10 protein-coding genes are annotated in these 12,521 nt (G+C 72.2%); 9 read left to right on the top strand and 1 reads right to left on the bottom strand.

Annotation, left to right across the window (positions count from 1 at the left end):
• Positions 1-213: 213 nt before the first annotated feature.
• Together ACIRPH_RS28045 and ACIRPH_RS28050 are read left to right on the top strand one after the other, a co-directional pair.
• Entirely contained in the window at positions 214-774 is a 561-nt protein-coding gene (locus ACIRPH_RS28045; protein WP_402919618.1) for a GNAT family N-acetyltransferase, read from the top strand.
• Positions 775-907: 133 nt separating this feature from the next.
• Complete coding sequence (locus tag ACIRPH_RS28050; RefSeq protein ID WP_402919619.1) at positions 908-2,215, top strand: phosphoribosyltransferase family protein; 1,308 nt, start codon at positions 908-910, stop codon at positions 2,213-2,215.
• 145 nt (positions 2,216-2,360) lie between these two features.
• Here the strand turns inward: ACIRPH_RS28050 and ACIRPH_RS28055 are convergent, their stop codons facing one another.
• On the bottom strand, positions 2,361-2,660 hold the full coding sequence (locus tag ACIRPH_RS28055) for a WhiB family transcriptional regulator (protein ID WP_017588640.1): 300 nt from the start codon (positions 2,658-2,660) through the stop codon (positions 2,361-2,363).
• Positions 2,661-3,447: 787 nt separating this feature from the next.
• On the opposite strand from ACIRPH_RS28055, the gene ACIRPH_RS28060 reads away from it, so the two are divergent.
• The 7 genes from ACIRPH_RS28060 (at position 3,448) to ACIRPH_RS28090 (ending at position 12,484) form a co-directional block, all read left to right on the top strand.
• Positions 3,448-3,855, top strand: coding sequence for a YccF domain-containing protein (locus tag ACIRPH_RS28060; RefSeq protein WP_402919955.1), 408 nt, complete (start codon positions 3,448-3,450; stop codon positions 3,853-3,855).
• Positions 3,856-4,002: 147 nt separating this feature from the next.
• Positions 4,003-5,346 (top strand): AI-2E family transporter, encoded by a 1,344-nt coding sequence (locus tag ACIRPH_RS28065; protein ID WP_402919957.1) that lies wholly within the window; start codon positions 4,003-4,005, stop codon positions 5,344-5,346.
• 248 nt (positions 5,347-5,594) lie between these two features.
• Positions 5,595-7,193 (top strand): ABC-F family ATP-binding cassette domain-containing protein, encoded by a 1,599-nt coding sequence (locus tag ACIRPH_RS28070; protein WP_402919620.1) that lies wholly within the window; start codon positions 5,595-5,597, stop codon positions 7,191-7,193.
• Between the two features lie 218 nt (positions 7,194-7,411).
• Positions 7,412-7,618 carry a helix-turn-helix domain-containing protein gene (locus ACIRPH_RS28075; RefSeq protein ID WP_402919621.1) on the top strand — a complete coding sequence of 69 codons (207 nt, stop codon included), beginning with the start codon at positions 7,412-7,414 and terminating at the stop codon, positions 7,616-7,618.
• A gap of 72 nt (positions 7,619-7,690) precedes the next feature.
• Positions 7,691-8,530: an enoyl-CoA hydratase/isomerase family protein gene (locus ACIRPH_RS28080; protein WP_402919622.1), complete on the top strand. Its 840-nt coding sequence runs from the start codon at positions 7,691-7,693 to the stop codon at positions 8,528-8,530.
• Positions 8,531-8,948: 418 nt separating this feature from the next.
• Complete coding sequence (locus ACIRPH_RS28085) at positions 8,949-10,568, top strand: DEAD/DEAH box helicase (RefSeq protein ID WP_402919623.1); 1,620 nt, start codon at positions 8,949-8,951, stop codon at positions 10,566-10,568.
• A gap of 311 nt (positions 10,569-10,879) precedes the next feature.
• Entirely contained in the window at positions 10,880-12,484 is a 1,605-nt protein-coding gene (locus tag ACIRPH_RS28090) for an amino acid carrier protein (protein WP_402919624.1), read from the top strand.
• Positions 12,485-12,521: the final 37 nt, after the last annotated feature.

The raw sequence follows: 12,521 nt of genomic DNA on the forward strand, positions 1-12,521 counted from the left end.
GGCTTGCCATAGGACGCGGACCCGATTTACATAGGGGGTCCGCTCCGCATCCGAGAGGTTTCCGACCCGGACCGCTCGGCCCACCGAGACCCGGGGCCCCTGACCCGGCCCGCCCCGAGGCCCGCTCCCGCGCAGGGCCCCCAGCCTGCTGTCCGCCGTCTCCCCCACGCCGGGAACCGCCACACGCGGGCCCGGACGGAACCGGAAGATCTCATGATCAACACGAGCGCGCTGCGAGAAAAACCCACTCTCACCGGGGAACGCGTCCATCTGGTACCCCTGGGACCGGAGCACACCGACGCCTATTTCACCGCAGGCCTCGACGCGGAGGTCCGCAGACTCACCGGCACCCACCGCCACCTCACCTACGCGGAGGCCAGGGAGTGGTGCGCGACCCGCGCGGGCAGCACCGACCGGCTGGACCTGGCCATCCTCGCGCCCGGGGACGGGCGCTACCTGGGAGAGCTGTCCGTCTACGCCGTGGCCGCGGAGAACGAGAGCGCCGGCTACCGCATCGCCCTGTCCGCCATCGAGTTCACCGGCCAGGGCCTGGGCCGGGAGGCCACCCAGCTCGTCCTGGAGTACGCCTTCGAGCGCATCGGCCTGCACCGGGTGTGGCTCCACGTCTACGCCTTCAACATGCGCGCCATCGCCGTCTACCGCTCCTGCGGCTTCTCCGTCGAGGGGCGGATGCGCGACTCGCTGCTCTGGGAGGGGCGCCGCCACGACGAGCTGCTGATGGGGGTGCTCAGGAGCGGGTTCCGGCGGACCTGAGCCATGCGGTTTTTGCCCGGTGCCGGGGTTGGGACCGCGGGGTCGGGGGGTATGCCGGTAGCACTTTCCAGCGGCTCATCCACACAGCCGAGAGGAGCGGTGCCGGGGCCCCGGTCCCGGCGCCGGTGAGGACATGAACCCGGTACCCGTTTCACTGCCCTTCGCCGACCGGTCCGAGGCGGGGCGCCGCCTCGCAGAGCGGGTGCGCCCCCTCGTGGTCGACGATCCCCTCGTCCTGGCCCTGCCGCGCGGCGGGGTCCCGGTGGGGGCGGAGCTCGCCCGGCGGCTCGACGCCGACTTCGACGTCCTCATGGTCCGCAAGATCGGGCTGCCCGGCCGGCCGGAGACGGGGGTGGGGGCCGTCGCCGAGAACGGGCAGGTGTTCTTCGACGACCGCGCCCTGGCGCGGATGCGGGTGCCCCGCCAGGCCCTCTCCGAGACCGTCGCGGCCGAGCGAGACGAGCTCGACCGCCGGCGCAGGGTCTACCGGGGCGAGCGCGCGGCACCGCGCATCGCCGGACGCGACTGCGTGGTCGTGGACGACGGCGTCGCGACGGGCGGCACCGCCCGCGCCGCGCTGCGGACGGTGCGCCGGGCCGGACCGTCCCGGCTGATCCTGGCCGTGCCGGTCGCGGCGCCCGAGGCGGTCGAGGCGCTGCGGGAGGACGTCGACGAGATGGTCGTGCTCGGCGCGCCCGACAACTTCCACTCGGTGGGCGAGTGGTACCGCGACTTCGGCCAGCTCTCCGACGGGAACGTCACCGCGATCCTCGACGAGCACGGCCGCGTCCGTCCGCCGGGCGAGGAGGCCCGCGGCGTGCGGGTGCCCGCCGGCCGGGTCCACCTCGACGGCGATCTCACCGTGCCCGCCGCCCTGCGCGGCGCGGTGGTCCTGGCCGCGGGGGAGGGGAGGGCCGACCCGCGCCGGAGGGTGGTCTCGTCGGCCCTGCAGCGGGCCGGGTACGCGACCCTGGTCCTTGACCTGCTGACCGCGGAGGAACAGGCGTCGGGTCGGGCCGACGCCGACGTCGGCGCGCTGGGCGATCGGCTGGGCGCGGCCGTCGGCTGGCTCCGCCGCGCGACCGACGCGGCGGACCGGCCCCTGGGCGTGCTGGGGTCGGGGAGCGCTGCGCCGGCGGCGCTGGTCACCGCGGCGGAGCGCCCCCGGGAGGTGGCCGCCGTGGTGGTCCACGGCGGACGGATCGACCTGGCCGAGCCGCGCCTGTCCGACGTCCGGGCCCCGGTCCTGGTCCTGCTGGAGAGCGGGGACTCCTTCGTCCGCGAACTGGGGGAGTGGGCCCGGGGGCGGATGGGTGGGACGACCGACCTGAGGGTCGTGCCGGGCGTCGAACAGCTGCTCCCCGGCGCGCAGGAGTGGCGACAGGTCGCGGTGGAGGCCCTGGACTGGTTCGACCGCCACGTCGGGGGCGGGGCGGGGTGAGCCGGGGCCGGCGCCGTGGGCCGCGTCCCCGCCGGGCACGAGAAAACCCGCGGCGCCCTCGACGTTGCTCGTCGGGGCGCCGCGGGTTGATCGGGGGCCGGGGCCACCGGGGGAGATCCGCTGTGCCGTGGTCCGTGGACCTCGGTCAGGCAGCGTTGGCGCGGCGCATACGGCGACGGCGCTCGGAGGCGCGCTCGTCCTCGTTCAGACCGCCCCAGGTACCGTACTTCTCCGGACGCGAGATCGCGTAGTCCAGGCAGTCGGTTCGCACAGGGCAGGCCGCACAGATCTCCTTGGCCTTGCGCTCCCTGATCTCCCGCTCCGGCTGGCGTTCGCCGTCCGGGCCGAAGAAGAGCACAAGGTCCTCGCCCCGGCACGCGGCGGCATCCTGCCACCCCCAGCTCGGGCGGGGGCGCAGCGCGGCCTGCCGACGTACCTGAGACATGCTTGAACCACCTCTACTGAAATCACTAGTAAGCTGTCGGAAAAAGCTTCAGTCACCAAAAGATTGGTCATGCGGCGTGAGCCACCCCGCACGACGCAAACGCCGGACGGTGCAGACGATGTTCCCCGGTGTGGCTGAGACCACGAGAAGCACGGACCACGCGGCAGGACGTGCTGCTGACGGAGTGCTCTCACGCGAACGGCTGCGGAGGCGGTGACGGCCTCCGTCCGAGCCGGTACGTAATCATGCCATCCCCGCTCCCGATCCTGCACGGGGGGTGGGGAAATTACTCGCCCAACCGTTACCGAAACCTGATGTCTACTGACCGGTCTTCGGTCGTTTGTCCGAGTTTGTCGTAAATCACAAGATCTACGGTCTTGAGCAGGACACAGCACATCGTATGGTGCGATGTCCCTCCTGCCTAGGGGGTTCTCCTGATGCGCCGATCACATTGTGGTCTGCTCGGAGCTCCGAGATATGGCGTGGCCGTATGTCATCACGCTGTGTCGCGCCAGCCGGGGACGCCACGCCCGCCGGCGCGCCCCAGGTGAACCGGGTCGACGCCTTCCCCTGCCCTCCCCGCCCCCGCGCGAAGCGCCCCGCCGCACCCGTCGCGGGGGTCCGGCGGCCCGTTCCCGCGCCCCCTAGGGGAAGGACCAGGGGAGCCGCCCGGAACGGCTCGTGGTGCGGCGGCGTCCCAGACGGTAGAAAGCAACGGGTGCGGGGACTCTTCCTCCAGGAGGTCGCGCACCCGCGACCGGGACCCCATCGAAGGAGACGAAACACCGTGGCCCTCTTGCGGCTCATCCTGAACGTCATCTGGCTCTTCGTCGCCGGCTTCTGGCTGGCCGTCGGCTACGTGATCGCCGGAGTCATCTGCTGCATCCTGATCGTCACCATCCCGTTCGGGATCGCCTCCTTCCGCATGGCCAGCTACGCGATCTGGCCCTTCGGCCGCGAACTGGTGCGCAGGCCGGGGTCGGGCGGGGGCAGCACCTTCCTCAACGTCATCTGGCTGATCGTCGCGGGCTGGTGGCTGACCATCGGCCACATCGCCACCGCGATCGGCCTCGCCGTCACTATCATCGGGATTCCGATGGCGTGGGCCTCGCTGAAGATGATCCCCGTGGCGCTCGCGCCGTTCGGCAACGAGATCGTGCACAGTGGCCGCCCTAGGGAACCCTGGCAGTTCTGACGCCGTTGAGTTCCCGACGGACACGGGAGAACCAGGACCCTCGTCCGCGCATCCCCCCGGTACCACCCCCGCGTGTCCGTCGCCTCCCGTGCGGGCACCACGCAGCACCCCGAGAATGGAGTCCATGTGCAAGCCCAACGGCCGGGAGTGTGGGCGCTCCTGAACAAATGGCTCACCGCCCGCAGGGCGCGAGCCGAGCGCCTCGCCCAGTTGGAGGCTCAGAAGGAGCACTCCGAGCCCGAACCCCAGTCCCCGGACCAGGGACCGGCCGAACAGGACGACGTGGGCGCGGGGGACATCCTGAAGTCGGTCAGCGACGTCGCCTGGCGCTTCCTCCTCATCGGCGTCGTGGCCGGACTGCTCCTCTACGGGCTCGTCTACCTGTCGGTCGTCACCCTGCCGATGATCCTCGCGGTGTTCATCACCGCGCTGCTCATGCCGCTCGCCAACCTGCTGCGCCGCAAGGGCCTGGGCCGGGGCTCGTCGACGACGATCTCGATCCTCGTCGGGCTCATCGTCTTCGGCGGTGTCATCTCGATGATCGTCACGCCCGCCGTGCAGGGGTTCGGCCCCCTGGTCGACAGCGTCACCAGCGCGGTCAGCGAGCTCCAGGACATCCAGGTGCCCTTCGGGCTCGACCCGGCGCTGTTCACCGACATGATCGACGACGCCTGGGTGCAGATCCAGGCCATGATCAGCGAGAACCAGGACCAGCTGCTCAGCGGCGCCTGGACCGCGGGCGCGGCCGTGATCTCGGTTCTCGTCGGCATCGTCCTGATCATCGCCCTGACCGTGTACTTCGTGCACTCGGGCGACCAGCTCATGGACTGGTTCCTCACCCTGTTCCCGCCGCGGTCCCGTCCGGGCCTGCGCCACGCGGGGGACGTCGCCTACGGCGTCATGGGACGGTACGTGCGCGGTGTGGCCGCGGTCGGCTTCTTCGACGCCGTCGGCATCGGCATCGCCCTGGTCTTCCTGATCGACATCAACCTGGCCATCCCGCTGATCGTGCTGACCTTCGTCGGCGCCTTCCTGCCGATCATCGGCGCCTTCCTGACCGGCCTGCTCGCCGCACTGGTCGCGTTCGTCACCGAGGGCTGGATCGTCGCGCTCTTCGTCGTCGGCGCCGTGGTCCTCGTGCAGCAGCTGGAGAGCAACGTCTTCGCGCCGCGCATCTACGGGGCCTCGCTCGACCTGCCCTCGCCCGTCGTGCTGATCGCGATCTCCGTCGGCGCCGTGGTCGGGGGCATTCCCGGCATGTTCCTGGCCACGCCGGTGGCCGCCGTCCTGGCGGCCCTGCTGCGCAACCGCCCGCCGGGCAAGCCCGGGGACCCCGACGAGGAGTCCTCGGAGGGCCCCGACGGGGAGCCGCCCGTCGCGGCGGCGGTCGTCGTGGCCAAGGTCCCCAAGGACAAGGAGCCGGAGGGCGCGCACCCCGCCCCCGAGGGGGAGCAGGGCACCGGAGGAGCGGCGGGGCGCGCGCAGGGGTGACCGGCGCCGCCGGGCCGCGGGGAATGCGGCGCGCCCCCGCACCCGTTGACCGGGTGGCGGGGGCGCGGCCGTGTCCGGGGGCTTCCCGGAAAACGGATCGCCGCACCCCCCGCCCGTGCCGTTAGGCTGGGTCGGTCGGCCCGAAGGCCACCACCCCCCACCCACGCGGAGGAGCCGCCGCTCCCGTGCACCGCGGGTGCGCGTCCGGCCGTACCGAACCGTCCCACCACCTCGTAGGAAGCCCCACCATGCTGATCGCCACCGACCTCGAACTGCGTGTCGGTCCTCGACTCCTGTTGGAGCCGACCACCTTCCGCGTCGCCGCCGGGGACCGGATCGGACTGGTCGGCCGCAACGGTGCGGGCAAGACGACCATGACCAAGGTGCTGGCGGGCGAGGGCCTGCCCACCGGCGGCACGGTCACCTCCTCCGGCACCATCGGCTACCTGCCGCAGGACCCCCGCACCGACGACCCCGACGTCATCGCCCGCGACCGCGTGCTGTCCGCGCGCGGGATCGACGAGGCCCTGCGCGGTATGCGCGAGGCCGAGAAGAAGATGGCGAGCACCGACACCAAGACCCGGAACAAGGGCGTGCGCGCCTACTCCCGGTGGGAGGAGCGCCTCCACGTGCTGGGCGGGTACGCCGCCGAGTCCGAGGCCGCCGCCATCGCCTCCAGCCTGGGCCTGCCCGACAAGGTGCTCTCCCAGCCGCTGCACACCCTCTCCGGCGGTCAGCGCCGCCGTATCGAGCTGGCGCGCATCCTGTTCAGCGGCGCCGACACGCTGCTGCTGGACGAGCCCACCAACCACCTGGACGCCGACTCCATCGTCTGGCTGCGCGACTTCCTCAAGTCGCACCAGGGCGGGCTCATCGTGATCAGCCACGACGTGGACCTGGTCGAGCACGTGGTGAACAAGGTGTTCTACCTCGACGCCAACCGCAGCGTCATCGACATCTACAACATGGGCTGGAAGCTGTACCTGGAGCAGCGCGAGGCCGACGAGCGGCGGCGCAGGCGCGAGCTGGCCAACGCGGAGAAGCAGGCCGACACCCTGCGCAAGCAGGCGGACAGGTTCCGGGCCAAGGCGTCCAAGGCGCGCGCCGCGCAGCAGATGCTCAACCGGGCCGACCGGCTCCTCGACGGCGTGCAGGGCGTCCGCAAGTCCGACAAGGTCGCCAAGCTGCGCTTCCCCGACCCGGCTCCCAGCGGCCGCACGCCGCTGATGGCGGAGGGGCTGTCCAAGTCCTACGGCTCGCTGGAGATCTTCACCGGCGTGGACCTGGCGATCGACCGGGGCAGCCGCGTGGTGATCCTGGGGCTCAACGGCGCCGGCAAGACCACGCTGCTGCGGCTGCTCGGCGGCGTCGAGGAGCCCGACCGGGGGTCCGTGGTCCCGGGGCACGGGCTCAAGCTCGGCTACTACGCCCAGGAGCACGAGACCCTGGACGTGGGCCGCAGCGTGCTGGAGAACATGATGAGCGCGGCCCCGGAGCTCCCGGAGGTGGAGGCGCGCCGCACGCTGGGCTCGTTCCTGTTCACCGGTGACGACGTCGACAAGCCGGCGGGCGTGCTCTCCGGAGGTGAGAAGACCAGGCTGGCCCTGGCCACCCTGGTCGTCTCCAGCGCCAACGTGCTGCTGCTCGACGAGCCCACCAACAACCTGGACCCGGCCAGCCGCGAGGAGATCCTGGCGGCCCTGCGCAACTACAAGGGCGCGATCGTGCTGGTGACACACGACGAGGGCGCGGTCGACGCCCTCCAGCCCGAGCGCGTCATCCTGCTGCCCGACGGCGTCGAGGACGTGTGGAACGCCGATTTCGAGGACCTGATCTCGCTGGCGTGAGCCGGGGGCCGTGCGGGCCCCGGTGACGGAGGTGGACGCCCAGCGTGCTGGGAGGTTCACCTCCGTCCTTTTCGGACGACGTTTGCGGCGCTCCGAAACCCGGCCATGGGAGGGGGCGCCCGGCGCGGCGCACGGTGAATGTGGCGGGGCGTGAGCGCGATGCCGGATCATGGCAGGGATTCCAGAAGCGTTGACCGGACGACCCGGAGGAGTGGACTGTGGACGATGCGCTGAGGAAGGGCACCCGCGTGGCGGGAACGGACCGCTCCGAGCTCGCGGCCCAGCTCAGGCGGCGCTACGACTCGGGGGAGAGCATCCGCATGCTGGCGGCCGCCACCGGGCGTTCCTACGGTTTCGTCCACCGGCTGCTCAGCGAGGCCGGAGCCGAGCTGCGCGGCCGTGGCGGGGCGACCCGCAAGGCCTGAGGCCCCGCCCGCGCGACCGGTGGTTACCGATGGGTAATATCGAGGGTGACACCGAGCACGACGGAGGAACCCATGGCACAGGCGTCGAACGGGCCCGGGCGGCCGCCCGCGGAAGCGGAGCTGACCCGGGCCGGGCTCGGACTGGCCGTGGAGGGGCCGGTCGCCCGCATCACCATCAGCCGCCCCGAGCGGCGCAACGCGATGACCGGACGCACCTGGACCACGTTGGCCCACATCGGCCAGACCCTCCCGGCCGATGTCCGAATCGTGGTGATCGCCGGCGAGGGCGACATCTTCTCGGCCGGGATCGACCTCGGCATGTTCACCCCCGAGGGCGTGGACGGCGAGCGCTCCATGGTCGGCGGTATCCTCGACGGCTCCTCCACCGAGGCCGACGTCGAGGAGTACATCGCCGGCCTCCAGGAGGGCTTCCTCTGGCTGCGCCGCCCCGACCTGGTCACCGTCGCCGCGGTCCGGGGCCACGCCATCGGCGCGGGCTTCCAGCTGGCGCTCTCCTGCGACCTGCGCATCCTCGCCGACGACGCCAAGTTCTGCATGAAGGAGCCCGCGCTCGGCCTCGTCCCCGACCTCACCGGGACCAAGCCGCTCGTGGACATCGTCGGCGTCCACCGCGCCGTCGAGATCTGCCTGACCGCCCGCCGCGTCGGCGCACAGGAGGCCCGCGAGCTCGGACTGGCCGAGCTGGTCGTGCCCGCCGACGAACTCCCCGGCGCCGTGGACGACGTCGTCGCCGCGCTGCTCGCCACGAACGCCGAGGCGGCCGCCGCCACCAAGGCCCTCCTCCAGCAGGCCGCGGGCAACACGCTCGAGGAACAGGCCGAGGCCGAACGCCGCGCGCAGGTCGCCCGCCTGACCGCCCTCGCCGGGTCGATGGCGGCCGACAACCGCTGACCCGCCGGGCACGGCGCCGCCCCGCGCCGGCGCCGTGCCGCCCCCGGAGGGATGGGGGAGACCCGTATCACCGGTGAAAAACCCCCATCCCGTCCCCGTTTCCGGACGATGTCTAGTACGCTTCTGCAAGCGGTCGTCCAGTAATGCCGCGCGCATCCGAGCGCGCCGAGGCCGCACAAGACGCGGAGAGCGTGTCGACCCCGTCGGCGCCACTCTTGCCAGAAGAGTTGTTCGTGCCCACTCAGTGGGATGCACCGAGCACAGGAGCCCCGAGAATCGAAGGGGTCCGCTTCCGCGTGTGATCAGGCGCGTTTGTGTGATTTCTTCGCTGGGTCCGCTGTGACCGTGTGGAGCCTTCCTCGAAACGCCGCCAAACGATGAGGAAGGTACACGTCACTTGACGACGGACACTGCCGTAATGCCCGCTTTCGACTCCCTGGGTCTGCCCCAGGACATCGTCGACGAGCTGGCCAAGAACGGTGTGACCAACCCGTTCCCGATCCAGGCCGCCACCATTCCCGACGCCATCGAGGGCCGCGACGTCCTCGGCTGCGGTCGTACCGGATCGGGCAAGACCCTGGCCTTCGGCCTGCCGGTCCTGATGCGCGCCGCGGAGCGCCGCGCCGCCGCCAACCGTCCCCGGGCCCTGATCCTGGTGCCCACCCGCGAACTCGCCCACCAGGTGCGCGACGCCCTTCGCGGTTACTCCCGCGTCGTGGGCGTGCGCGTCGGCGACGTCGTCGGCGGCAGCTCCTACACCCGCCAGATCAACGAACTGCGCCGCGGCGTCGAGGTCCTCGTCGCCACCCCGGGCCGCCTCACCGACCTCATCGACCAGGGCGCCTGCGACCTGGGCGACGTCGAGGTCTCGGTGCTGGACGAGGCCGACCAGATGTGCGACATGGGCTTCATGCCGCAGGTCAGCGAGCTCCTCGACCAGGTGCGCCCCGACGGCCAGACGCTGCTGTTCTCGGCCACGCTCGACGGCGACGTCGACAAGCTGGTCCGCAAGTACATGAACGACCCGCAGACCCACTCCGTGGACCCGCCGGTCTCCCAGGTCACCGCCATGGAGCACCACCTGCTCAAGGTGCTGCCCCGTGACAAGAACAAGATCATCACCCAGATCGCCGCGCGCGACGGCCGCACGATCCTGTTCGTGCGCAGCAAGTACCGCGCCGACGCCATCAGCGAGCAGCTGGCGGCGGCGGGCGTGCCCTGCGCGTCCCTGCACGGCGGCAAGACGCAGAGCGTGCGCACCCGCACCCTCGCCAAGTTCCGCGAGGGCAAGATCCAGGCGCTGGTCGCCACCGACGTCGCCGCCCGCGGCATCCACGTCGACGGCATCGACATGGTCGTCAACATCGACCTGCCCACCGGGCACAAGGACTACCTGCACCGCGGAGGCCGCACGGCCCGCGCCGGAGCCTCCGGCCTGGTCGTCTCCCTGGTCGCGCCCAACCAGCGCCGCATGGCCCGCCGCCTGCTCAGCGACGCCGGCGTCGACGCCAAGCAGCACCTGGTCAACCCGGGCGACGAGCTGCTCACCGAGGTGACCGGGGCCAAGGAGCCCTCCTGGGAGCCGTGGATCGAGCCGCCGGAGCCCGTGCGCGAGCGTCGTGGCCGCGGCGGCCCCCGCCGTGGAGGCTACGGCGGTGGCGGCGGCTACCGGGGCGGCTACCGCGGTGACCGCAGCGGCGGTGGCGGCGGCTACCGCGGCGGCAGCGGCGGTGGCGGCGGCTACCGGGGCGACCGTCCCCGCACCGACCGCGGCGAGGGCGGCGGTTTCCGTGAGGGCGAGCGCCCCCGCGGCGAGGGCGGCGGCTACCGCGGCGGCGAGCGCCGCGAGTACGCCCCGCGCTCCGAGGGCGGCTACCGCGGTGACAACCGCGGCGGTGGCGGCTACCGCGGCGGCGACAACCGCGGCGGCTACCGCGGTGACCGCAGCGGCGGTGGCGGCGGCTACCGCGGCGGTGGCGGCGGCTACCGGGGCGACCGTCCCCGCACCGACCGCTACGACTCCGCCCCGCAGCACTAGGGTGTGAACGGACCCGGGCCCGGCAGGATCTCCTGCCGGGCCCGGGCCTTTTCCGGGGTTGCCCACCTCTCTCGGACAGCGGCGCCCCGCGCGGGCCCGGGCCCCGGGGCGCCGCGGCCGGGGGAGGGCCGCCGCGCCCGGACGGACACGGGGCGGGCCCGGCGGCGGGTCCGCCGGGGGACGGTGACCCATTACGGTCCTTTACCGCCCCTTCGCGTGTCCGAATCGCCCGGTACCGCGGGGGGCGTGGACAGTTGCGGGACAGCCCCGATGTCGCACTCGGGACCACCACGCCGCCTGAAGGGGAATGCGTGAACGTCCTCAACGTCCTTCTCGTCACCGTCAACGACTTCTTCTGGAGCTACCTCCTCATCCCGCTCCTGGTCGTTCTCGCCGTCTACTTCACGGTGCGGTCGGGTTTCGTGCAGCTGCGCCTGCTCCCCGAGATGTTCCGGGTGCTGCGGAGCAGCCCGGGGACCGCGCCCGACGGCGGCAGGGAGATCTCCTCCTTCCAGGCCTTCGCGATCTCCGCCGCCTCCCGGGTGGGGACCGGGAACATCGTCGGCGTGGCCACCGCGATCATGCTCGGCGGACCGGGGGCGGTCTTCTGGATGTGGGCCATGGCCTGCGTGCTGGGGGCCGCGGCGTTCGTGGAGTCGACGCTGGCCCAGCTGTACAAGGTGCGCACCAGCACGGGGTTCCGGGGCGGACCCGCGTACTACATGCTGCACGGGCTGGGCCAGAGGTGGATGGGCGTCCTCTTCGCGGTCCTCATCACCGTCACCTTCAGCCTCGTCTTCAACTCCGTGCAGGCCAACAGCATCACGGGCGCCATCTCCACCTCCATGCAGGAGCTGGGCGCGCCCACGGGCTGGTTCCTGAGCGTCCTGGTCGGGCTGGCGCTGGTCGGGCTGACCGCCGCCGTCGTCTTCGGCGGGGTGCGGCGCGTCGCGACGGTCGCCCAGGCGCTCGTCCCCCTCATGGCGATCCTCTACATCCTCCTCGGCCTGGCCGTGGTGGTCCTCAACATCGGCGAGCTGCCCCGGGTCGTCGCCGACATCTTCGCCTCCGCGTTCGGGCTGCGCGAGTTCGCGGCCGGCGGCGTGGGCGCCGCGCTCGTGCAGGGCATGCGGCGGGGCATGTTCTCCAACGAGGCGGGCCTGGGGTCCGCTCCCAACGCCGGAGCCACCGCGTCGGTCTCCCACCCCGCCAAGCAGGGGCTCGTGCAGACCCTCGGCGTGTACTTCGACACCTGGCTGGTGTGCTCGGTGACCGCGTTCATCGTCCTCGTGTACAACCCCGACTTCGCCACCGTGACCGGGGCCGAGGTCACCCAGCGGGCGCTCCAGTCCTCCCTGGGGAACTGGTCCGTGCACGCCCTCACGGTGATCCTGTTCCTGCTGGCCTTCACGTCCGTGCTGGGCAACTACTACTACGGCGAGTCCAACCTGCGGTTCCTGGACGCCGACCCGCAGCACATGACCTACTTCCGCTACGCGGTGCTGGCCGCGGTGTTCATCGGATCCGTCGCGCCGCTGACGCTGGTGTGGAACCTCGCCGACATCTCCATGGGCGTCATGGCGACCGTCAACCTCGTGGCCCTGGCGCCGCTGTCGGCCGTCGCCTTCCGGCTGCTGGGCGACTACAGCCGCCAGCTGCGCAACGGGCTCGACCCGCAGTTCACGCTGTCCAAGATGCCCGACCTGCGGAACGTGGAGTGCTGGGGGCCCGCGTCGGGCTCCCTGCCCGACGACGTCCAGCGCGGGGAGGGGGAGGCCCCCGGCGACCCTGCCTCGGCGCTGGCGGAGCGGGACGCGGACACGCGGGACGGCGGGGCGGGCGGAGCCCACGCGGACCCCGGTGAGGAGGAGGGCCCCTCCGACGACGGCCGCGGGGAGGGCTCCGAGGGGCGCTAGCCGCGTCCTCCCGGGCCGCCGCCCGACCGTTCGCCGG

The sequence above is a fragment of the Nocardiopsis sp. NPDC101807 genome, from assembly GCF_044766605.1.
In the GTDB taxonomy this organism is placed as follows: domain Bacteria; phylum Actinomycetota; class Actinomycetes; order Streptosporangiales; family Streptosporangiaceae; genus Nocardiopsis; species Nocardiopsis tropica.